Source organism: Vreelandella songnenensis (assembly GCF_003002925.1).
GTDB classification, from domain to species: domain Bacteria; phylum Pseudomonadota; class Gammaproteobacteria; order Pseudomonadales; family Halomonadaceae; genus Vreelandella; species Vreelandella songnenensis.
Genome location: NZ_PVTK01000003.1, coordinates 140629 through 160879, shown reverse-complemented (window position 1 = coordinate 160879; position 20251 = coordinate 140629). Strand labels below are relative to the sequence as shown.

At 54.0% G+C, this 20251-nt stretch carries 24 protein-coding genes; 10 read left to right on the top strand and 14 right to left on the bottom strand.

Features of this window, described 5'->3' with window-relative positions:
• Positions 1-66 precede the first annotated feature (66 nt).
• Positions 67-459 carry a RidA family protein gene (locus tag B0H98_RS07200; protein WP_106374389.1) on the top strand — a complete coding sequence of 131 codons (393 nt, stop codon included), beginning with the start codon at positions 67-69 and terminating at the stop codon, positions 457-459.
• A gap of 131 nt (positions 460-590) precedes the next feature.
• On the opposite strand, the gene B0H98_RS07195 is transcribed toward B0H98_RS07200, so the two are convergent.
• Positions 591-1790 (bottom strand): multidrug effflux MFS transporter, encoded by a 1200-nt coding sequence (locus tag B0H98_RS07195; protein WP_106374388.1) that lies wholly within the window; start codon positions 1788-1790, stop codon positions 591-593.
• Between the two features lie 188 nt (positions 1791-1978).
• Between B0H98_RS07195 and B0H98_RS07190 the strand changes: the two genes are divergently transcribed.
• From B0H98_RS07190 to B0H98_RS07175, 4 genes are read left to right on the top strand one after another with little or no spacing between them, the layout of a single operon-like run.
• Positions 1979-2488 (top strand): cupin domain-containing protein, encoded by a 510-nt coding sequence (locus B0H98_RS07190; protein WP_106374387.1) that lies wholly within the window; start codon positions 1979-1981, stop codon positions 2486-2488.
• Positions 2489-2539: 51 nt separating this feature from the next.
• The gene (locus tag B0H98_RS07185; RefSeq protein WP_106374386.1) at positions 2540-3184 is read left to right on the top strand and encodes a TetR/AcrR family transcriptional regulator; all 645 of its coding nucleotides are present in this window, start codon (positions 2540-2542) and stop codon (positions 3182-3184) included.
• Positions 3181-3858: a type 1 glutamine amidotransferase domain-containing protein gene (locus B0H98_RS07180; protein ID WP_106374385.1), complete on the top strand. Its 678-nt coding sequence runs from the start codon at positions 3181-3183 to the stop codon at positions 3856-3858. Before B0H98_RS07185 ends, B0H98_RS07180 begins: the two co-directional genes overlap by 4 nt.
• A 10-nt stretch (positions 3859-3868) precedes the next feature.
• Positions 3869-4165, top strand: coding sequence for a DUF1330 domain-containing protein (locus B0H98_RS07175; protein WP_106374384.1), 297 nt, complete (start codon positions 3869-3871; stop codon positions 4163-4165).
• Positions 4166-4256: 91 nt separating this feature from the next.
• On the opposite strand, the gene B0H98_RS07170 is transcribed toward B0H98_RS07175, so the two are convergent.
• From B0H98_RS07170 to B0H98_RS07155, 4 genes are all read right to left on the bottom strand, one after another.
• Positions 4257-5420: a GGDEF domain-containing protein gene (locus B0H98_RS07170; protein WP_106374383.1), complete on the bottom strand. Its 1164-nt coding sequence runs from the start codon at positions 5418-5420 to the stop codon at positions 4257-4259.
• Positions 5421-5693: 273 nt separating this feature from the next.
• Positions 5694-6716 (bottom strand): methionine synthase, encoded by a 1023-nt coding sequence (locus B0H98_RS07165; RefSeq protein WP_106374382.1) that lies wholly within the window; start codon positions 6714-6716, stop codon positions 5694-5696.
• A gap of 28 nt (positions 6717-6744) precedes the next feature.
• Positions 6745-7728 (bottom strand): DUF1852 domain-containing protein, encoded by a 984-nt coding sequence (locus B0H98_RS07160; protein WP_106374540.1) that lies wholly within the window; start codon positions 7726-7728, stop codon positions 6745-6747.
• A gap of 362 nt (positions 7729-8090) precedes the next feature.
• Positions 8091-9323 carry an MFS transporter gene (locus B0H98_RS07155; RefSeq protein ID WP_244183014.1) on the bottom strand — a complete coding sequence of 411 codons (1233 nt, stop codon included), beginning with the start codon at positions 9321-9323 and terminating at the stop codon, positions 8091-8093.
• A gap of 88 nt (positions 9324-9411) precedes the next feature.
• On the opposite strand from B0H98_RS07155, the gene B0H98_RS07150 reads away from it, so the two are divergent.
• Positions 9412-9771, top strand: a complete 360-nt coding sequence (locus B0H98_RS07150) for a hypothetical protein (protein ID WP_208623592.1) — start codon at positions 9412-9414, stop codon at positions 9769-9771.
• A gap of 245 nt (positions 9772-10016) precedes the next feature.
• Here the strand turns inward: B0H98_RS07150 and B0H98_RS07145 are convergent, their stop codons facing one another.
• Both B0H98_RS07145 and B0H98_RS07140 read right to left on the bottom strand, forming a co-directional pair.
• Positions 10017-10832 carry a nucleotidyl transferase AbiEii/AbiGii toxin family protein gene (locus B0H98_RS07145; RefSeq protein WP_244183012.1) on the bottom strand — a complete coding sequence of 272 codons (816 nt, stop codon included), beginning with the start codon at positions 10830-10832 and terminating at the stop codon, positions 10017-10019.
• Complete coding sequence (locus B0H98_RS07140) at positions 10822-11643, bottom strand: type IV toxin-antitoxin system AbiEi family antitoxin (protein WP_106374381.1); 822 nt, start codon at positions 11641-11643, stop codon at positions 10822-10824. The genes B0H98_RS07145 and B0H98_RS07140 overlap by 11 nt, the downstream gene beginning before the upstream one ends.
• Positions 11644-11974: 331 nt before the next feature.
• Between B0H98_RS07140 and B0H98_RS07135 the strand changes: the two genes are divergently transcribed.
• Complete coding sequence (locus tag B0H98_RS07135) at positions 11975-12283, top strand: hypothetical protein (protein WP_106374380.1); 309 nt, start codon at positions 11975-11977, stop codon at positions 12281-12283.
• A gap of 90 nt (positions 12284-12373) precedes the next feature.
• On the opposite strand, the gene B0H98_RS07130 is transcribed toward B0H98_RS07135, so the two are convergent.
• The 3 genes from B0H98_RS07130 to B0H98_RS07120 all read right to left on the bottom strand — a co-directional run bounded on the left by B0H98_RS07130 (position 12374) and on the right by B0H98_RS07120 (position 15647).
• Entirely contained in the window at positions 12374-13324 is a 951-nt protein-coding gene (locus B0H98_RS07130) for a DUF808 domain-containing protein (protein WP_208623591.1), read from the bottom strand.
• Between the two features lie 84 nt (positions 13325-13408).
• Complete coding sequence (locus B0H98_RS07125) at positions 13409-14521, bottom strand: Fic family protein (protein WP_106374378.1); 1113 nt, start codon at positions 14519-14521, stop codon at positions 13409-13411.
• A gap of 391 nt (positions 14522-14912) precedes the next feature.
• Positions 14913-15647 (bottom strand): SDR family NAD(P)-dependent oxidoreductase, encoded by a 735-nt coding sequence (locus tag B0H98_RS07120; RefSeq protein ID WP_106374377.1) that lies wholly within the window; start codon positions 15645-15647, stop codon positions 14913-14915.
• A gap of 91 nt (positions 15648-15738) precedes the next feature.
• Here B0H98_RS07120 and B0H98_RS07115 point away from each other — a divergent pair, with 91 nt between their 5' ends.
• Both B0H98_RS07115 and B0H98_RS07110 read left to right on the top strand, forming a co-directional pair.
• Complete coding sequence (locus B0H98_RS07115) at positions 15739-16104, top strand: winged helix-turn-helix transcriptional regulator (RefSeq protein WP_106374376.1); 366 nt, start codon at positions 15739-15741, stop codon at positions 16102-16104.
• A gap of 206 nt (positions 16105-16310) precedes the next feature.
• On the top strand, positions 16311-16643 hold the full coding sequence (locus B0H98_RS07110; RefSeq protein WP_106374375.1) for a DUF952 domain-containing protein: 333 nt from the start codon (positions 16311-16313) through the stop codon (positions 16641-16643).
• 22 nt (positions 16644-16665) lie between these two features.
• Here B0H98_RS07110 and B0H98_RS07105 read toward each other — a convergent pair whose 3' ends face one another.
• Positions 16666-16872 (bottom strand): DUF808 family protein, encoded by a 207-nt coding sequence (locus B0H98_RS07105; RefSeq protein WP_106374374.1) that lies wholly within the window; start codon positions 16870-16872, stop codon positions 16666-16668.
• Between the two features lie 445 nt (positions 16873-17317).
• On the opposite strand from B0H98_RS07105, the gene B0H98_RS16965 reads away from it, so the two are divergent.
• Positions 17318-17941, top strand: coding sequence for a sce7726 family protein (locus B0H98_RS16965; protein ID WP_146130241.1), 624 nt, complete (start codon positions 17318-17320; stop codon positions 17939-17941).
• On the opposite strand, the gene B0H98_RS07100 is transcribed toward B0H98_RS16965, so the two are convergent.
• The 3 genes from B0H98_RS07100 to B0H98_RS07090 are packed head-to-tail and all read right to left on the bottom strand — an operon-like array spanning position 17921 to position 20180.
• Entirely contained in the window at positions 17921-18985 is a 1065-nt protein-coding gene (locus B0H98_RS07100) for a beta family protein (protein WP_106374373.1), read from the bottom strand. The genes B0H98_RS16965 and B0H98_RS07100 overlap by 21 nt on opposite strands.
• Entirely contained in the window at positions 18982-19524 is a 543-nt protein-coding gene (locus tag B0H98_RS07095; RefSeq protein WP_106374372.1) for an ImmA/IrrE family metallo-endopeptidase, read from the bottom strand. Before B0H98_RS07095 ends, B0H98_RS07100 begins: the two co-directional genes overlap by 4 nt.
• Positions 19524-20180, bottom strand: a complete 657-nt coding sequence (locus B0H98_RS07090; protein ID WP_146130240.1) for a DUF5320 domain-containing protein — start codon at positions 20178-20180, stop codon at positions 19524-19526. Before B0H98_RS07090 ends, B0H98_RS07095 begins: the two co-directional genes overlap by 1 nt.
• Between the last annotated feature and the right edge of the window lie 71 nt (positions 20181-20251).

The window sequence follows — 20251 nt, the reverse complement described above, 5'->3', positions numbered from 1 at the left end:
CTAACGCCGGTCTAGAGTCAGTTAACTCAACGACCAGATCAACATCAACGACAGATGGAGAACACCATGGCACAACGCGACGTTATTTTCCCCCAGGGTCGGCAGGATCTTTACGAGCAGAATGGCTATTCCGCCGCCGTTCGTTCGAATGGCTTTCTCTTTGTCTCGGGCCAGGTGGGCAGCCGTGAAGATGGCTCGCCCGAGCCGGATTTCACCACGCAGGTACAGCTGGCCTTCGATAATCTGCAAAGCGTTTTGGAAGCCGCCGGTGCAAGCTTTGACGATATTCTCGACGTCACGACGTTCCACACAAACCCTGAAACCCAATTCGCTACCGTGATGGAGGCCAAGCGCCGAGCGTTTCCCGGCAAGCCTTATCCAGCCTGGACGGCGGTCGGAGTAAACTGGCTGGCAGGCTTCGATTTTGAAATCAAGGTGGTCGTGAGACTACCCGGATAACCTAGAAGGCTTTCTATTTTGACAGGCGACGTTGATGCTCTGCCTATCACCCTTGCCTTTCGTACCAGGCGCCAGCAGCCTATGCCCGAACCGCCCAGCCGGTCTTCTTCCAGGCCCATCTTGAACCCGACTCAGCGCGCCTTGACCGCCGCTCGCTCCTTGATGATCGAACGAGCCAGCAGCCAGTACGCCACTGAGCCACAGGCCGCCATGGCCAGCACGACCGCTTCCAGCGTATGCGGCAGCACGGCGGAGAGCGCGCTGAGGATGCCCGCGATACCGAACTGGGCCGCACCCAGCAGCGCGGCGGCGGTTCCGCCGCTGGTGGGAAAGTACTCCAGAAAGCAGGCCTGAATATTGGGCGAGATGGCCCCGACCGTGCCGATGGTCAGCATCATGGCCACCAGGAAGGCGTACATCGGCCACTCCATGAACGCCGCCATCACCAGCAGCACAATGCCGAGTGCCTGGCAGCCGGTGGCCAACTGAAGAATACGAAACGACGGCAGCCGGGAAAGCAGTATCCGGTTGAGGATATTGAAGATCAGCATGGCGACGATGTTCGCTGCAAACAACAGCGAAAAGCTCGAAGGCGACTGCTCGAAGTGCCCCTGATAGATGAAAGAAGCGTAAGTAATGAACATCATCAGGGTAGAAAAAGACGCCGCCTGCCAGGCAATGAACGGCAGCGCCGGCTTGGTCGACAGCACCAGCTTGTAGCGCGCCAGCAGGCTCATCTGGGGGCTTTTGGCGCGCGAGACCTTGCGCTTGCCGGAGAACAGCACCCGCACCAGCAGCGGCACCAGCAGCACCGCGTAGGCCGCCAGGGCAAAGAAGATATAGTGCCAGGAACCAAGCGAGAGAATCGCGCTACCCACGCTTGGCGCAATGCCCGGCGCCAGCACCATGATAAAGCCCATCATCGAGAACAGCTTCGCGGCATCGCGCCCGGACACCCGGTCACGCACCAGCGCCGGTACCGATACCAGCGTCAACCCCGCGCCTATCGCCTGAACCGCCCGCCCTCCAAGCAGGGTGTTCAAGGAGTCCGCCATGCCGATGGCAATGCTGGATAGCGCAAAGATCGCCAGCCCGCTCATCAGCACTCGCTGGCGGCCGAAGCGGTCTGAAAGCGCCCCGCCGATCAGTTGACCCAACGCCATCGCAAATATATACACCGACACGCTCAGCGAGACCGCCTGCTGGGAAATATCCAGCGACTCGCCGATAACCGGAAAGGCCGGCAGATACGTATCCATGGAAAACGGGCCGAGCATCATGGTCAATGCCAGGCTCAGCACCACAATGAAAGGTGTCTTGGATTGGGTCATAAGAGCTCGCGAAAAGTGGCGTAATGATGGTTAACGTCACTAACAGGATACCGATTGCCGCCAGTATCGGCCAACAATCGCCGCTTTTAAGCCCGGCCAGCCGCTGATCGATTGGCTCGGCTATGCTTGAGTTAGGCTCGAGTCACGCTAACGATATGCAGAAAGAACATCCACACAAGGAGGCCAGAATGTCTATCCCGCAACCCGAACGCCTGCATTTGGAAAGCGACGCAGCAAACGGCTACCCCAACTCCCCCCTGCCCGTACTGATTTATCGCCGGGCGCTCGACGCCCACAGTGCCGAAGAGCGGGCCGAGGGGTTTGAAGCGCTGTTCAAGCGCCACGGCTGGCCGCCGGCCTGGCGCTACCACCTGTACGATTTCGATCATTTTCACTCCACGGCTCACGAAGCGCTGGGCATCTTTCGCGGGCAAGCCCGCGCGCGGCTGGGCGGGCCGGATGGCCGCGACGTCATGCTTAACGAAGGCGACGTGCTGGTGCTGCCCGCAGGCGTTGGCCACGCAAGCCTGGAAGCGGACGATGACTTCTGCATGGTAGGCGCCTACCCGCCAGGGCAAGCCCCGGAGATAGAGCGTGGCGACCCGGCCAAGCTTGCCGAAGCCCAGGCGCGAGTGGCAAAAGTAACCGTACCCAGCACTTCCCCGGTGGGCGGTCCGCTCGACGCTCTCTGGAAGTAGACGTCAGCACCCCCACTAGACGACTGGTCTAATCAGGCGTAAGCTTCAGGTATGAACACGACACCAGTTACCGGCGATGTCCGGCAGCGTATTCTCCACACCAGCCAGCTGATCATTGCGGGCCGGGGATTCACCGCGGTGGGCCTTAACGAGATTCTCAAGGCCGCCGGGGTGCCCAAGGGCTCCTTCTATCACTACTTTGGCTCCAAGGAGGCTTTTGGCGAAGCGCTGCTGGAAGACTACTTCACCCGCTATCTCACACAGCTTGAAGCGCGCCTGAGCCAGGCCGAAGCCTCCAATGCCGAGCGGCTGATGAGCTACTGGGCCAACTGGCGGGACACCCAGCACCACGGCGACCCGCGCGGCAAATGCCTGGCGGTCAAGCTCGCGGCGGAAGTGAGCGACCTTTCCGAGCGTATGCGCCAGGTGCTGCAACGCGGCACCGAGCGAGTCATCACCCGGCTGGCCCTGACCATCGAAGCCGGCGTCGAAGATGGCTCGCTGCCCGGCCTGAACGCGAACCAGGGCAACGCCGCCGAGCTTGCCACCACGCTGTACCAGCTGTGGCTGGGCGCCAGCCTGCGCGCCAAGATTACCCGCGACCAGGTGCCGCTGGATGCTGCGCTGAAAGCCACCTACGCTCTGTTAAACCTCTCATCCAACTTAACGCCCACCCAAGAAAGGACTCAACCATGAAAATTCTCGTTGTCGTTACCTCACACGATAAACTTGGCGACACCGGCAACAAGACCGGCTTCTGGCTCGAAGAGCTGGCCGCGCCCTACTACACCTTCATCGATGCGGGTGCCGAACTAACCCTCGCCTCTCCGGAAGGCGGCCAGCCGCCGCTGGATCCCAGCAGCAACGCGCCGGACGCCCAGACCGATGCCACCAACCGTTTCCAGGCGGACCTCGACGCCCAGAAAGCGCTGGCCAATACCCATAAACTTGCCGACATGAACATCGCCGAATTCGACGCGGTGTTCTACCCCGGCGGCCACGGCCCGCTGTGGGACCTGGCCGAAAGTGCCACCTCCGTGCGCCTGATCGAAGACGCCCTGGCCGCCAATAAGCCCGTCGCCACGGTATGCCACGCCCCCGGCGTACTGCGCCACGTGAAAGGCAGCGATGGCAAACCGGTAGTGGCTGGCCGCAAGGTCACCGGTTTCAGCAACAGCGAAGAAGAGGCCGTTGGCCTGACCAAGGTGGTGCCGTTTCTGGTCGAAGACATGCTCAAGGAGAACGGCGGTGAGTACAGCAAGGGCGACGACTGGAGTTCTTATGTGCTCGTCGATGGCCTGCTGATCACCGGCCAGAACCCCGGCTCATCAGAGGCCACCGCTGAAGCTCTGCTCAAGAAACTCGCCTAAGGAGACGCCCATGCCCGCTTATGTCGTACTGACCCGCGAACGCACCCACGACACTGAAGCCTTTGCGCGCTACGCCGAAAAGGCCAAGGCCGCCCGTGAAGGCCACGACCCCAAGCCGCTCGCCTTCTACGGCGATTTTGAAGTGCTGGAAGGCAGCGACATGGAAGGCGCGGTCATCCTGCGCTTCCCGGATATGGCCGCCGCCCGCGCCTGGTATCAGAGCGACGCCTACCAGGAAGCCCGCCAGCACCGCTTCCAGGGCGCCGACTACCGCGTGTTTATCGTGGACGGGCTTGAAGAAGCGTAAGGCGCCTGTTTCGTACAGCGCTGGGTAATAGAAAGGGCCGCTCAGTTGATGAGCGGCCCTTTTGCACAGTGCTTACCTGGCGCTTATGGATTTACTGCTGTCCCGCACGAACAGACGCCCCCAGGTACGGCAAAAAAACCACCTGATTACGCCCGCTCGCCTTCGCTTGGTAAAGCGCTTGATCCGCGCGCTTCAACAGGTGATCAACCCCGTGCCGGTTAGCATCCGGGCTGAAGTGATCGATCCCCGATACCCCGACGCTGATGGTGACGCACGCAGCGGTGACCGACTTCTCGTTGGGAATGTTCAGGCGCTCGACTGCCTGGCGCAGCTTCTCGCCGATATAACGGCTCCCCGCCTCATCGGTGCCGGGCAGCACGACCGCAAACTCCTCGCCGCCATAGCGCACCAGTAAATCGGCAGGCCGCGAGAGTACGCCTTGCAGCGCCGCGGTAATCTGTTGCAGGCAGCGGTCGCCGCCATCATGGCCGTAGCGGTCGTTGAACAGTTTGAAGTGATCGACATCGCACATGATAACGGACAGCGCACCAGGCCAGCGTGCAAGGCGAGCCCACTCCTGCTCCAGGGTTTCATCCAGCACACGCCGGTTGGCCAGCCCCGTCAAGGGGTCGGTGTTGCTCAATGTTTCCAGGTACTGGTTGGTCCGCGTTAATTCATCTTCCGCCTCATCGATCTGCTTGCGAAAGAGGTACAGAAAAACACCCAGCAACGCCAATACCCCTGCCACGCTACCGGCATACATGACATCGATCCAAGGCGATGGCACCGGCGCCGGCACGGAACCCGGCGCAAACAGAAAATGGGCGCTCAAGTACAGTACGCCCAACGTTACCATGATGAAGGCATACCTCAGCGCACTCAGGCACTGGAAAACAAACACCACGATGGAGGCGAAGGTGAAATAGAACAGATGCACGCCAGCACCGGAACCGATGAAAGACGTGACAATGAACAGCTGGCTGCACACATTCACCAGCAGCACGTTGCGAGCCGCCTTGTGCCAGCCCCGGTGATTCAACAGCAGCACCGAAAGATAGGCCGCCATGAAGAGTAGATTGAAAAGAAACACGCCGCGGTAAAGGGCAAAATCGTAGAAAAAGTAGAACAGCTGATAAGGAATGGTGGCAATCGCCCCAAACAGCCCGACCTGATTGCAAAGCTCAATCTTTCGGCGCAGCCTGGCCGGGTTCCCCGCAACGCCGGGCGACCAGAGCCTTTTTACCCAATTAAGCATCGCCTGCCCTTTTTACAGTGTTAGAGAAGAATAGCCTCCTTTTTACTCACTTCCAGTGGCTAAATGCCGAGATTTACCGCGGCATTCAGCGCTGGCCTTGATAGCGTGATGATACGTTATATTCAGCGTTGGCAGGCAGCGAAAGCGGCACGACCACGACGAGATAAGTCGTACTGAACGGGAAGATGTGGCCTATGCCGCAATGCTCGGTTTCGATACACGTTCCAGTGGCGGATAAATAGCCAGGCCGCATATATCACGGGACTACTGCGTTCAAAGCTCTTTACGGACGATCTCCGCCCCGGCACTCAGGGCACTGAGCTTGCCGCGGGCCACCGAGCGAGGCAGCGGCGCCATGCCGCAGTTGGTGCAGGGGTAGAGCTTGTCGGCATCGACGAATTCGAGCGCCTTTCTGAGCGTGGCGGCGACGTCTTCCGGCGTCTCGATGTCGTGGGTGGCAACATCAATGGCGCCCAGCATCACCTTCTTGCCACGCAGAAGTTCGATCAGCTCCATCGGCACGTGGGAGTTCTGGCACTCCAGCGACACGATATCGATGCTGGACCGCTGCAGTTTTGGGAAGACCTCCTCGTACTGGCGCCACTCCGACCCCAGGGTCTTCTTCCAGTCTGTATTGGCCTTGATGCCGTAGCCGTAGCAGATGTGCACCGCCGTCTCGCACTTGAGGCCTTCGATGGCGCGCTCGAGCGCCGCTATGCCCCAGTCGTTCACTTCATCAAAGAACACGTTGAACGCGGGCTCGTCGAACTGGATGATATCGACCCCTGCCGCTTCCAGCTCCCGAGCTTCCTGATTGAGCGCGCAGGCGAACTCCCAGGCCAGCTTTTCGCGGCTCTTGTAGTGGGCGTCATACAGCGTATCGATCATGGTCATCGGCCCCGGCAGCGCCCACTTGATGGGCTTGTCGGTCTGGCGGCGCAGGAATCTGGCGTCCTCGACGAAGACCGGTTGGTGGCGGCTGACTTCGCCGACCACCGTCGGCACGCTCGCCTCATACCGATTGCGAATCTTCACCGTCTTGCGCTGTTCGAAATCCACACCGCGCAAGTGCTCAATAAAGGTCGTGACGAAATGCTGGCGGGTCTGCTCGCCATCACTGACGATATCGATACCGGCCTGCTGCTGCTCCTGAAGCGTCACACGCAGCGCATCCTGCTTGCCCTCGATCAGTGCCTCGCCTTCCATCTTCCAGGGCGACCAGAGGGTTTCGGGCTCGGCAAGCCAAGCGGGTTTGGGCAGGCTGCCTGCCGTTGAGGTAGGTAAGCGTTTACTCATGGGTCATCATTCCGTGCATTTGATTAGGTTAAAACGAGCCGTTGGAAGACCACTGCTCAAACATCGCCTGATAGGGTTTAATGAAATGCTCCTCGGCAAACTTCCCTTGCTCGGCGGCCAGCTGGCTGCGCTCCTCCCGGTCGTAGACGATTTGCGTCAGCGAATAATCCGGGTTCTTCAAGTTGGGCTGATAGACGTTGCCCGCCGCCGCATTGGCGTTGTATATCTCGGGCCGATAGATCTTCTGAAACGACTCCATGGTGCTGATGGTGCCGGCAAGCTCGAGATTGGTGTAATCGTTGAGCAGGTCGCCAGAAAAATAGAACGCCAGCGGGGCAGCACTATTGGCAGGCATGAAGTAGCGAACCTGAAGCCCCATCTGCTTGAAGTACTGCTCGGTCAGCGACGACTCGTTCGGCTGATATTCAACGCCCAGCACGGGGTGCCGGTTGTCGGTACGGTGATAGACCTTGCTATCCGATACGCTCAGACAGATAACCGGAGGCTTTTCAAAATGCGCCTGGTAAACCGAGGAGTTCACGAACTGCTTGAACAGATTGCCGTGCAGCACGCCAAAATCGTCCGGAATGCTGAAGCTTGACTGGTGCCTGTTATGCTCCAGCAGCCGCACGCTGAAGTCGTAATCGCGCACGTAGGAGGAGAAGTTGTTCCCGACAATACCGTCAATGTGCCGGTCGGTTTGCCTGTCCAGAAAGCGGGGCTTCAATATCTCGATGATTTGAAAAGGCTCGCCGTGGCCCTCGCCGCCTACCTGCATACTCACGGAAATGATGTCGAGCTCGACGCAGTAGCGATGCCCTTCCGGGTTATCCCAGTGCACCAGAGCATTGAAGCGGTTATTGATCATTTCCAGGGTATTGCGAAGATTCTCGCGGCGCCTTTCGCCCCGGGCCAGATTGGCGAAGTTGGTAGTGATGCGCGTCGTGCTTGATGGCCGATAATGCTCATCGAAGCCGATACGCTTGATCGTGAAGGCGACATCGTTATTCATCGTCATCTGGCATCCAATGTTGAGAAAATCGAACAGGTTCTTCGCTCTCACTGGACGGCCCGGCAGGTTCAATCCGGCTTCTTCACAGCGTTTGTGCCTGACGGCCTTGTCAGTGAGAAACGGCGCAGGGGCTATCACGGAGAGCACTGTGGATTTTATACAGGAGCGTGAATATGAATAAAAATGTCTTTATTTCATGGGAAGTTTAGAAATATTCATAGATGCCGTTAGCGCAGGCTTAGCCCGCCCCCCCATTGCAGCCCAGGATGACCCGGCACGCATGGAGCCACGGATGGTGCGGATCACACGTCATGCAGGTCATCCTGTCGCCCTTTCAAGCTGCTGCGATAGAGGCGCTTTTATCAAGCGCCGCTTGAACTGGATTCTCCCTGGGTTTCTGCATTTCGCGGGCCAGGTGTGAAAGCATGGGAACGCGCGCCCCAAGCGACGCTGAAGGCGATAGCCAGCAGGACCACCAGCGACCAGGGAAAGGCACCTACTCCCCAGGAATCAAGCAGCATACCGCCCGCGACGCCGCCGCCCGCAATCGCGCCATTCCATGCCACCACATTCATGGAAAGCGCTACATCCGCGCCACTTCCGGCGGTATCCGCCAACGCGGTTTGCATCAAGGTGGAAGCACCGCCGAAGGTAACCCCCCACACCACAATGCCGATAAAGACGACCATGGAGCTTTGCGTGTTGACACCGAAAATGAACGCGGTGATCGCGAACGCCGCCAGGCTTGTCAGCACCGTGATTCGCAAATGGCTGTCCACCAGCTTGCCGGCCATCCAGATACCGCCAAGCGAGGCAACGCCAAAGGTCAATAGCGCCAGATCAACCCGTTCGCCGAGTGCCGTGGCCGCCACAAACGGCGCAATGTAGGTGTAGAGAATATTGTGAGCCAGCATCCATGTGATGACCACGGCCAGCACGGGCCGTACGCCCGGCGTCGTGAAGACGTTTCGCAATGGCATACGCTCGCCTTTCGGCTGGCCGGGATAGTCGGGAACCCTGGCCATTACCCATACCGCCAGCACCAGTGTCAACGCGGACATTACCCAGAAAGCGGTACGCCAGCCAGCGACCGAACCCATGTAGGTGCCAAGCGGCACGCCGAGAGACAACGCCACGGGAATGCCGACCATCGCCACGGCCATGGCACGCCCCTGTTGATGAGTCGACACCATGCGCCGCGCATAACCGGCGAGTAGACTCCAGGCAAGCCCAGCGGCCACCCCCGCAAAGAAGCGGGCAACCAGCGTTATGCCATAGCTACTGGACAGCGCCGTGACCGAGTTGAAAACGAAGAATCCGCCGATGGTAAGCAGCAGGACATTGCGCCGCCGCCAGCCGCGTGTCGCAATCGTCAAAGGAATCGCCGCCAACATCGACCCCAGCGCATACGCCGTCACCATCTGGCCTGCCAACGACTGGCTGACCCCGAGGCCGTCACTGATTTGAGGCAATAACCCCGCCGGCAGCGTTTCTGTCACGATGCAGATAAAGCCCGTCATGGCCAGGGCCAGCAGTGCGGACATGGGCAGCTTATCGGACGCCGCCGATTCCGCTTGAGTAGAGAAGTAGGCCACAAAAAATACCCTTTCGAAGATGAGGTTTAACCCTGGGCATCAGGCACCCAGAGCATTCCACGAAACATATGTATCGATCGGTACAAATATGTGGCGCCGGGTCGAGCTGACGCTACGTCGTTCAGTGAAAATGCAGTGCGAATCCGGGCATCCCAAAGGCTGCATGGTAGCCCTGGGGACCATGAGCGCCTCAAAACCCGAGCATGCTCATATTACGAAGCCGCTGACCGTTTCAAGGGCGCGTACTCATGCCGGGTTTGTACGCTGCGTTGAGCGTGGCATTGCCACGGGCGAGCTTTCCGAAGCAACCGATGCACGTGCCCTGGGCACGGCGTTCAGTAGTTTTTTGCTGGGGGTGTCCATATCAGCGAGAGACGGCGTCAAGTTATCGGCCTTCAATGCCTCCATTGCCGAGCTCATGAAGTTGTGGGACGCCGCAGGTCATTAGCAGCTTTCTAGCAGCTCGGCCATATTCCGTACTCACCTTCGCCAGCGCCTGGTACTTACGGGCATTGATGCCTTTATCGAACTCCTCACCCCACTGCCCAAGCCTTGCTCATACCCACGTGTTTTGTCGCTTTAACCCGGCCCCTACTCTAGCAGCGCTTCGAGTTTGCCTCGCTGCTCAGCATGCTTGTCCGCATTCTCGTGTTTTAGCTTTTCCAAATTGATTAGTTTCCAGCGCACGGCAGGTTAATCAGCCGCCTGAAGGCGGTCAATGGCAGCGAAGTCGGGAGTGCCATCGTGCAGACTCAACAAGAATCTTCTGGTGCTTTCATCAAAGCGGGACTGAATATCCGTAATCAATCGTTTGCGAGTATCTACAAGCTTTTCAAGGCTGAATGAAGTCTTGGCCATGCCCTCGAACTCTCTAGCATAAGGCTGGTCCAGATCGATCAGGTTCGGGTTCAGAAGCTCATGTGCGGGGCGCGATGAACTCGCGATATAGATAAGAAAAGTGCGGAATAGATCGTCTGTCAGGCCTTCATTATCATAGAGCAGCTCCACATCAAAAAGATCGCGCGGATGCTGGCGATCTACGGCTGCATGCAACTTGCCGCCAAACAAGTCTTCAAAAGAGACTATCTGCATTTCCGCGTAGCCAAATTCATCCTCAACGGTTTCGGAGACGTAGCGCATTTCAGGATCGTGAACAACGCCGCGTGTTACAGGTGACGTCTCAAGCTTTATCTCCACACCATCCAAGCGGGCAAGAAGACGGGTAGCTCCGCCACCGCCGCCTTGTATGCGTTGTGTTTTTGCGCCTGCAATACCACGTTCGATGGAAGCCGCAATGCGGCCCATCGCATCATTGATCTCAAGAAGGCTTTCACTTCGATCTTTAATCGGCAAGTAGGTCAGATCAATATCGACTGACAGGCGAGGCAAATCACGATAGAACAGATTAATCGCCGTGCCGCCCTTTAGTGCAAACACCTCTTCCTTGGCAACATGGGGAAGAATACGCACAAGCAGCCTGGCCTGGGCTTCATAGGCTTCACGGGCCATCGTGGCTCTCCCTTCTTATAAATTCTTCGGGCACCACGATGCGGTACCGGGGGTGTATCTTGCCGCCCTTGACCAACGCGCGATCGCCGCTGCCGAGGTTGAATTCTTCAGGGTCGAGGCGCTTGCGCCAAGGGTGATTGTGGCGATCCGCAAAGACGAAGAACAGGCGCTTGACCTTGATCTTCTTGCAGCTATGCAGCAGTGCCGATATCGTCCTCGGGCGCAGGGTCGTCAGGCTCTCGAATACCATATCGAGATTGTGAAAGCTTTCATGGTCAGGCAATTCATTCATGGCCTCCATAATCGCCCGTTCGGGCGCTGACATCTTCAGCTCCCATTCCCAAGGCAACGTGACGGTTACGTCCGTATTGACCATTTTCAGGCCGAGCGCCGGGTCGGAGAATAGCGACGTGCTGCGGGTTTCTATGGGTGCATTCAATGGCAGTTGGGTCAGCCAGTTCGGTATGCTTTCACCGTAAACCCAGATAGGGGCGTTACTACCGAGCCGCAAATAGTGGCCATAGCCCTGTTGGTTTAAGGCGGTGATGCCACCCACATGAACCTCGTAGCCCATCAGGTACTGAAGCGAGAGAAGGCAGTTCTTCCAGTCAAGCGTGCCTGGCACACTCGAACTTGATATTGGACGGCGAAAGACGCCGCGATGGACACGTTCCAGCCAGCCGGCGTTGACGTATTTACGTGCAAGAAAACGGCTGACACCGTGGCGTTCGAGCCAAGCAGAGTCGACCATGAACCCTTTAGCCGTAGCGTCAAGAACATTCTTTAATTTTTCTTCTTTATGTGCACTCATGGTTCACAAACTAGCATTTAGCTAAAGAAGCTGCCACATTCTCTTCGAGATAATTAGATTTTGTGTACTCATAGTACACAAATTATCAATTTTATGAAGAAAAAGTGACTAGACAAGTCACGAGCTTGAAAGAGAGTCTGACAACTTCGCGACGCCTCTCTCGTCGTCGACTGGCAGCCTGGAACATGACACAGGGGCAACTCTGAATAGTGATCTTTGTGTCAATCAAGCACTCGCCAATCAATGAAATTGGACGCGCAAAAAGTTATTATCCCGCTAAATAATTTTCTGCCGATTTCGTGCGTTTCTAAATTCTCTTACTGGACACCCTATGCATAACCTATGGATTCCCGTTGTCGCCATTTTCGTCGTTGCGGGCCTGATATTCGGCGGCCAGGCCTATTCCGAGGCCCAGCGCGATGCCCACATCGCCGAGACGATAACCAAGCGGCTCGATAGCCAGGCATTGGTCGAGATCTCCCGCTTGAAGCAAGTCAACAAGGGCTATGGGGTGTGCGGTGACTATGCGCTTTCAGGCGCCGAGTCCGGGCGCTTCTACTACAACAGCAACACCCAGCAGCTGGCGCTCGGCGCCGATGACCCGCTGTATCACGACAACTGCAAGCGCGTTTCTTACTGATCCCCTGGAACCTGTCCACGACCTGTAAGCAGTCATGGGATTGCGCCCGGCGCTGCGCGGGTTGTCGAGCAAATGAAGCCGTGGCCGCCCCTAGGCCGAATGGGCCTTCGTGGTAGGGAGGAAGTGCAGTACACCCACCGCCACCGAACCCACCAGAAAGCCAATCACCGCAGAACACAGCGTATTGAAACTCCACCCCAGCGCACCACCCAAGGCACCGGTTGCATCATTGATGTTATGCTCAATGTGGTGTACCCACTCGTAGGGCGCGTTGAACCACCCCGTGCCATCCGCCCCCAGGTTGGCCATCAGGATATGCCCACCTACCCAGAGCATGGCCACGGTGCCCACCACCGAGATGGTCGCCAGCACCTTGGGCATGGCCGTCACCAGGCTACGGCCCAGTTTCTGTATTCCCGGGCTCTCGCGCTTGGCAAGTTTCAGGCCGATATCGTCCATTCTGACCAGTAGCGCCACCACGCCATACACCAGCAGTGTGATGACGAACGCCACCACCACCAGGCTCACCAGCTGTGACCAGAACCCCTGATGGGAAACCGTGGAAAGCGCGATCACCATGATTTCAGCGGACAGAATCAGGTCGGTGCGAACGGCGCCACTCACGATCTTTTTCTCGGCTTCCGGCCCCTTCTCTACCGCCGGCTTGTCGTCGTCATGCTCGCCGGAAAGCTTGTGCCAGACCTTCTCCGCGCCCTCGAAGGCCAGGTAGGTGCCGCCCACCATCAGGATGATCGGCAGTAGCGCGGGCAAGAAGTGATTCAGCAGCAGCGCCGCCGGCAGGATAAATATCAGCTTGTTGCGGATAGACCCCAGCGCGATCTGCTTCACGATCGAAAGCTCACGCTCGGCCGTTACCCCGTGCAAATATTGCGGCGTCACCGCCGTATCATCCACCACTACCCCGGCCGCCTTCGCTGTCGCCCGCCCCGCGGCGGCGCTCACATCGTCAAGCGATGCGGCGGCCAACTTCGCCAGTGCAGCAATGTCATCCAGCAAGCCTATCAAGCCGCCTATGGCCATGGGTACTTTCTCCGTGAATAACAGGTGTAGATAGTAAAGCATATACCGGCTTGCGTACTCTCCACGACAAGGTGGCATCCACTGCTACCCAAGTAACACCGTATAACGCGTGCTGCGCCCGCCACCGGGTAGCTTGTAAAGGCAGCCCTTTGCTACCAGCTCGGCCATATCTCGGGTAGCAGTGGCCTTGCTCACCTTCGCCAGGGCCTGGTACTTGCGGGCATTGATACCCTGCTCGAACTCGCCCCCCGCCGTATCCAGCAAGCGGTTCAATACCCTGATCTGGCGCTCGTTCAGTACGGTAGTGGCATGGCGCTGCCAGAAGGTGGTTTTCGAAAGCACACGGTCGATTCGCAACAGCGCCTGCTCAAGTGCCTCTTTCAATGACTCCAGGAACCACGATAGCCAAGGCGTGATATCCAGGCCGCCCTTTTGAGCGCTTTCCAGATGAGCGTAATACGCCTCGCGGCGCGCCATGATGGCCGCGCTCAGCGAATAAAAGCGGACCGATTGGCGCTCGGCCTGAGCCAGCGCCTTATCCGTTACCGCGCGAGTCACGCGGCCGTTCCCATCATCAAACGGGTGCAGCGTAATGAGCCACAGGTGGGCGATACCCGCGCGTACCAAGGAATCAAGCCCTTCAGGTGGGTGATTGAACCAGGTAATAAACGCATCCAGCTCAGCCTGCAAAAAATCCCGTGGCGGCGCTTCAAAATGTACCGTGGGCCGATCAATGCGCCCGGATACGACCTGCATGGGATGATCCCCACGCAGTTCGCCAACCCGTACCTTCCCCAACACACCAGGGCCTTTTACGAACAACAAGGACTGCCAGAAGCAGAGCTGCGGGTAGGAAATGGGTTCATCCGGATGGTGGGTGGCTTGCAGCAACAGCTCAATCAAGGCTTCGGATTCTGGCGTGGTTCTGGTGGAAAACCCCGCTTGCTCAAGCCCTAGATGACGCGCAACCGAAGAGCGCACAGAGCCAACATCCAGGCGCTCGCCCTCGATTTCGCTGGTTCGGATAGCGTTCTGAATGAGCGCATCCATTTCCACGTCCAGGTCCGCCTGCTCAAAAGCAGCGTCTGTTCGGCCCAACACGCGCCCTTGAAGTAGCCGTATGGCATCTAACGTGGGCCGCAGGATAGATTCATTCCATTCGAAGCAAGGCCAATTGTGCTGCTGCCAGATATACATGAGCCGATTGCACCGTCTATTCAAATCACTTTATGAGCCGATTATGGGTTATATTCGGCTCATAGGCCAGAAGCTGACAAGACTATGGAGTGTGCGGCGACTATGCGTTTTCAGGCGCCGAGTCCGATCACGTTTACTGGCCCCGTTGGAACATGCTTGTGATCTGTTAAACAATAAAGTGATAGCGCCACGACCCGTGCCACTTACCCCCTCCCTTCTGACTGGCGGCATAGCAGAGTTCGGTAGCTTCAACGGGGGCGGAAAACTCGGGGGTGGCCCGACTTCCGTCGATGGGCAAAGGCTCTATCTGCGCAGCGTTCAAATACGCCAGACGCTAGACGCCCTAGGCGACACAACGTGTGGTGGCTTTTTCCTGTTCCCCGCCTACCCCTTAAACCTGTGCGTAGCCCCCATCAACGAACACCTCGCTACCCGTCATGAAGCTGCTGTCGTCAGAGGCCAGAAACGCTACTACTCCCGCTGTTTCCTTGGGGTCGCCCAAACGCTCAAGCGGTACGGCCCGCTTCATCTCGCCCAGGGCTTCGGCTGGGAGCAGTTCCATCACCTTGTCTGTTTTAGTCGGGCCAGGAGACATGACATTCACACGAATGCCGGTGCCCCTGAGATCATGGGCCCAACTGCGCGCCAGGTTTCGGACGGCCGCCTTGGAGGCGCTGTAGATGCTCATGGCCGGGGTGCCCATGCTGCCCACCGTGGAACCGGTGAGGATGATGGAGCCACCGTTTCTCATCAGGGGCAGCGCCTTCTGGACGGTGAAGAGAGTGCCTTTGACGTTGATGTCGAAGATGTAGTCGTAGTGCTCCTCGGTGATCTGCCCCAGGCTCGCGAATTCGCCGACTCCCGCATTGGCCACCAGTACATCCAGGTGCCCTTTTTCTTTCTGGATCGTTTCGATAACGCGATCAAGATCCTCTGGCTTTGTTACATCCGCCTGGACACCCCGGGCGCTGGCCCCTAGTGCCTCAACGCTGGTGTCGAGAACCTCCTGGCGCCGCCCGACAATGAAGACGAAGGCGCCTTCCTCGATGAGACGTTGGGCCGAAGCCAGGCCGATGCCGCTGGCGCCGCCTGTGATCAGTGCGATTTTACCGTTTAGCCGACTCATGGTTGGGTCTCTGTGTGTTGACTCGATTCGGGTTTACGGTATATACCCACTTACAAATACTCAAGTATGCACCTTTTGGTAAGTACCCGTCATGGCGAAAGAAAATTCAGAAAACCCACGTTTCATTTGCGGCCTGCACGCGACACTGCACGTGATCTCCGGAAAGTGGAAGCCTTTGATTCTGTTCTTTTTGAACAAGGGGCCGACGCGTTATGGCGAACTCAAGCGAAGCGTTCGAGGGGTGAGCGACAAAATGTTGATCCAGCAATTGAAAGAACTGGAGTCTGACGGCATCGTCGAGCGAACCGACTATGGAGAGATTCCGCTGCGTGTCGACTACTCGCTGACGCTCTTCGGGGTAAACCTGGTGCGCGCCATGGAGCCACTTTGCGGCTGGGGCGAGACGCACCAAGGGGATATTGCTGCAGCGATGGACCGCCGGAAAGTCAGCCGGTAGGAAGCGTTCCGCCTGCCAACTTGTAGGCATTTCCCGAACGGCGTACCGGTACCAAGCTCAGGGTAACCAGCAAGGCGTACTTCGAGCACGCCTTAATAAGCTGGCTAAACAACCGTCTGCTTATGGTTACCTGCTGCCAAACCATTGACCTCAAGCTAGCTTGAAGTTTTAAGCTCCAGGAGCCTGACCTACTCAAGGAGCGAACCATGCATCTCTATCGTGTGCTTACCATGGCAAACTGGCAAAAGGCGCAATCTCAAGGTTACGTGCCACGCTGTGGCAACGACCACAAGGCGGATTGCGTTCATTTGAACACCCAGGAAGCCGTCGCCTTTTCTGCCAACCGATACTTCACTCTCGAAGGAGCGCCCGTGGTCATCGAAGTGAATATCACAAGCTTTAAAGAAAAGATCGAGTGGCTGCCCCCCACTCAAGATCAGCCCTGGCAGAAGCCTAGAGCGCATATAGACCATATTCCGCTGTCAGCTGTGATAGCGATGCATTCGCTTGAATACCGAGAAAAAGCTTTTTTGTGGTAACTAGCTCTAAATCACTCTTGAGTTACCGAACGGTAACCGAGAACGAAGTGACATGCCTAAAGACACATCCCCTCTTACAAAAGCGGTCGCCATCCGCCAAAGCGAAGATCTCGGCCGCCTTCGCCGTCGCACGCCCAGCGGCGGCACTCACATCGTCCAGTGATGCTGCGGACAACTTCGCCAATGCGGTAATGTCATCCAGCAATCCTATTAAGCCGTCTATGACCATGGATGCTTCCTTCTTAAATAACAGTTGCAGATAGTAAAGCACATAGCGGCTTGGGTGGATCGTCTCTTTTGCCCCAAGGGCAGTGTCGTTTCCTTCCCTCTCAATTAAACTGACCCGATTGCGTCTCTTAAATCAGCGGTATCAGATTGCTCGGCTTATTGAGTACAGAGCACTAATCTAGCGGAAAGTTCGCAAGGTGAACTAGCAGGCACTTAACCGGCAATTTAATGTTTGTATTTTTATTAACATCATCACCAACATGGACCACTATCAACCTGCAACTAAAAATTAAAATATAAATATCTCAAAACTATATACAAGGTGTTAAGCAACTAAGCCAAGCTCCAACCACATAAATTTAAAATCATAAAAATCGTATGCTCATCGAACAAAAAAATAAGACATATGCTAGAATAGAAACATTCAAATTTCGCGCGCACAAAAAATGACTGAGCTAGAAATAAAAGTTATATTGGCAGATAGCATCTCTAATCAATATCCAGAGTATATCATGGGTATTGAATTCCCTTTTCAGTTTGGTGAAAGAAGAGCAGACTTAGCTCTTCTAAGAGAGATGGAGTTGACCTCATACGAAATAAAAAGCGCAACTGATAGAACAACTAGGCTTAGCTATCAGCTCGATAGCTATAAATCGTATTTTGATTATTGCTATGTTGTATGTGAAGAGTCAAACTTAAAAGAAGTAAGAAACAACACACCAAGATCAATAGGTATTTTGATTGTTTCAAATAAGAAAATAAAGCACATAAGAAAGTCGAATAAATTTAAAAACCATAACAAGGAGAGCCTGTGCAGCACTCTCCCAATTAACTTTCTTAGAAACAAAGCATCTCTCAAAAAAATCAAGTCAAAACATGATCTTTGCAAACACATCTCTTCAAAACATCCTATTGAAACAATAAGAAAATGGACACGATTAAACTTTAAGGAAAGATATGAAACAGCTTCAAAGCTAGTAAAAATAGAAAAAGGTGATACTATAAACAAAGATGATATCTTTACACTAACGAAGAAATCGCCCACTAAATTAGTTAGAAGAACTTCTTAATCGCAACCTTGTTTCAATGTAGTAATTCATACGTACTGATATCCAAAAAGCCGGACTAATCCCTGTAGGTGCATCGTCTTTTGCCAAATTTATTTCATTATCAGCCCATGTACCTAAAAATTGATAATTCGAAACATCCCGAACAGTCTCTTTAGCACACTTTACATAACCACCTGCATTACGCCTATGGCGCTTATAGGTAAAACTGAATCCATCAAGGCTCGCTATATCGATCCTGGGAACGAAGGTTCCACCTCTAATCTCAATTTGCTCAGTATTAATAGAAGCATAATCCCCATACTTTACATCAACTTCTTCTACCACTTTTTGGAAAATATTTTCTTCAAAAATATCAAACTTACCTTCAGAATCTCCCCCTCCCTCTTTTGCTACATTCGAGGGAAAGCTTGTCGAAATAATTATAATATCTTCTATATATTCAGACACATCGTTTAAACAAGAGCAGCTGTCAATGAACTTATCTGCCACATCACCGGGCATTTCATTCCTTGTAAATCCAGCATCTAATATCACGTAAACTTTACAACCTTCACTTAATGAATTAAAAATTGGTTGCAAGTAATGAAGAACGCTTTCTCCACCTAAATCATAGGGTAAACGAACAGCTAAAAAATCAGTTCTCTCAGAGGCAGCTTTAACAAAAACTTCGACTTCAGATGCCACTTTCCCCTCATCCTCATAAATATGTATCATGGGTATAATATTAAGATCATTATGAAGATCAAAAATAAAATACTGCCAATCCTTGAAACCCATATAAGGAGAAAGAAGCTGTTCAATCTGTGGGTTTATGTATTTATCATCAGTGCACAAGTCTAAGATAAAAGGTCTTTCACCTTGAATCTCACCTATATTTTTCATACGCCGATAAATATCACCATCAGGAGCTTTTAGCGTTTTCCTTGATTTAGTCAACTCATATATCGGAAGCAAACTATTAAATCTATCTGCTTCAATATTGCTTAAGCAACGTAGTTCAGCATCCCTAGTTTTTATCATAGGGAAATATAAAAACTCACTCATAGGTTATGTCCTTCATACCCCAGAACTTTTGCTCGAACTCTTACAGCCATTGAAGAAACTTGAAAATAATTGGCTAAATCTTCAACTTTGGATGAAACATTATCAATATAATTTACAAAACTATTTTCTGGCATCAATAAAGCAGCTGCAAATTGATTAGCTTCCGCTTCCATCCAATTACTATCTCCATTTCTGAAGAAAGTTTTATCTTCAAAATTATCACTGTTTGCAGCATGGCATATTCTATGAGCGAGTTCATGCGCAATTGTAAATCTTTGTCTGTGTGGATGATGCAAAGAATTGACTTTCATGACCCAGGCTCCAGAGCGTTTCTCTTTGACAAGACTACCCGACACCTCATCTTCAAGAGGCTCAAACCTTACAGTCACACCTAGCTCTTGGGCTAGCTCTGTAATATTTATTGGATCAGTATTTAGCCCTTTACTCTCAGCAAGCTTTATCAAATCCTCTGGAGTAGATAGTTCCTCAAATTCAGGCAGCTTTCTTTCTTTAACCATTCCTTTACGAATAAAAGCCACTATCTAACCCTCCTATTGAGTTCAAAACTACCGCCTTCTTTTTCTTTTTCATCTAATTCAGCCAACTTTTTTGATATAATACTCAGCTGCCTCTTTAGATCAGAATTTTCATTCTTAAGAGCTTCTACATTTTCCTTTAAATCGCTTATACCATTAATTCCCAATTCAAATGTTTCCATTGTACTGGCGTAATCTTGCTGAAGCTGGCGCAGCTTTTTCCTGCTTTTTCGTGATAGTATTTTTTCAATAAAAACACTGAAACTATCACCTTTAACATAGCTCTTTGCTGCATCTTCAGCCTTATCCTCAGAATTTGTTTTTATATACAAAACAGATAATGCAGCTATAAAACCATTTATAGCTATCAAAAATGTAATGACTGTTTGATATAGAGAAGACTGAAACCCCCAAACTTCTTTTAGACTTAAAAGCTCTGAACCTCCTGGAATCATATTTGCTACTTGACACCCATTATGTGAACATTCATGATTTTTGGAGAGGACAGAAATTAGATTAAAACTGCTCATCTTATCAACCACACCAGGAGAGGAAAAAAATACAAAAAAAGCTAATAAAAAAACCGCTGTAATTAAGCACGTTAATAGGCTTATCATAAAAGCATTTTTTCTAGTGCAAAAAACCTTTTCTTTTAACATATAAATCTCAGATTATTTTATAAAATCAATTTAGAGACCTCAGTTGATGATATAACGACCAACATCCAAAT

Excerpts from the sequence above, each read along its gene's own strand:
- B0H98_RS07200 (WP_106374389.1), top strand. The coding sequence starts at position 67 with ATGGCACAACGCGACGTTATTTTCCCCCAGGGTCGGCAGGATCTTTAC.
- B0H98_RS07195 (WP_106374388.1), bottom strand. The coding sequence starts at position 1,790 with ATGACCCAATCCAAGACACCTTTCATTGTGGTGCTGAGCCTGGCATTG.
- B0H98_RS07190 (WP_106374387.1), top strand. The coding sequence starts at position 1,979 with ATGTCTATCCCGCAACCCGAACGCCTGCATTTGGAAAGCGACGCAGCA.
- B0H98_RS07185 (WP_106374386.1), top strand. The coding sequence starts at position 2,540 with ATGAACACGACACCAGTTACCGGCGATGTCCGGCAGCGTATTCTCCAC.
- B0H98_RS07180 (WP_106374385.1), top strand. The coding sequence starts at position 3,181 with ATGAAAATTCTCGTTGTCGTTACCTCACACGATAAACTTGGCGACACC.
- B0H98_RS07175 (WP_106374384.1), top strand. The coding sequence starts at position 3,869 with ATGCCCGCTTATGTCGTACTGACCCGCGAACGCACCCACGACACTGAA.
- B0H98_RS07170 (WP_106374383.1), bottom strand. The coding sequence starts at position 5,420 with ATGCTTAATTGGGTAAAAAGGCTCTGGTCGCCCGGCGTTGCGGGGAAC.
- B0H98_RS07165 (WP_106374382.1), bottom strand. The coding sequence starts at position 6,716 with ATGAGTAAACGCTTACCTACCTCAACGGCAGGCAGCCTGCCCAAACCC.
- B0H98_RS07160 (WP_106374540.1), bottom strand. The coding sequence starts at position 7,728 with ATGAATAACGATGTCGCCTTCACGATCAAGCGTATCGGCTTCGATGAG.
- B0H98_RS07150 (WP_208623592.1), top strand. The coding sequence starts at position 9,412 with ATGTGGCGCCGGGTCGAGCTGACGCTACGTCGTTCAGTGAAAATGCAG.
- B0H98_RS07145 (WP_244183012.1), bottom strand. The coding sequence starts at position 10,832 with ATGGCCCGTGAAGCCTATGAAGCCCAGGCCAGGCTGCTTGTGCGTATT.
- B0H98_RS07140 (WP_106374381.1), bottom strand. The coding sequence starts at position 11,643 with ATGAGTGCACATAAAGAAGAAAAATTAAAGAATGTTCTTGACGCTACG.
- B0H98_RS07135 (WP_106374380.1), top strand. The coding sequence starts at position 11,975 with ATGCATAACCTATGGATTCCCGTTGTCGCCATTTTCGTCGTTGCGGGC.
- B0H98_RS07130 (WP_208623591.1), bottom strand. The coding sequence starts at position 13,324 with ATGGCCATAGGCGGCTTGATAGGCTTGCTGGATGACATTGCTGCACTG.
- B0H98_RS07125 (WP_106374378.1), bottom strand. The coding sequence starts at position 14,521 with ATGTATATCTGGCAGCAGCACAATTGGCCTTGCTTCGAATGGAATGAA.
- B0H98_RS07120 (WP_106374377.1), bottom strand. The coding sequence starts at position 15,647 with ATGAGTCGGCTAAACGGTAAAATCGCACTGATCACAGGCGGCGCCAGC.
- B0H98_RS07115 (WP_106374376.1), top strand. The coding sequence starts at position 15,739 with ATGGCGAAAGAAAATTCAGAAAACCCACGTTTCATTTGCGGCCTGCAC.
- B0H98_RS07110 (WP_106374375.1), top strand. The coding sequence starts at position 16,311 with ATGCATCTCTATCGTGTGCTTACCATGGCAAACTGGCAAAAGGCGCAA.
- B0H98_RS07105 (WP_106374374.1), bottom strand. The coding sequence starts at position 16,872 with ATGGTCATAGACGGCTTAATAGGATTGCTGGATGACATTACCGCATTG.
- B0H98_RS16965 (WP_146130241.1), top strand. The coding sequence starts at position 17,318 with ATGACTGAGCTAGAAATAAAAGTTATATTGGCAGATAGCATCTCTAAT.
- B0H98_RS07100 (WP_106374373.1), bottom strand. The coding sequence starts at position 18,985 with ATGAGTGAGTTTTTATATTTCCCTATGATAAAAACTAGGGATGCTGAA.
- B0H98_RS07090 (WP_146130240.1), bottom strand. The coding sequence starts at position 20,180 with ATGTTAAAAGAAAAGGTTTTTTGCACTAGAAAAAATGCTTTTATGATA.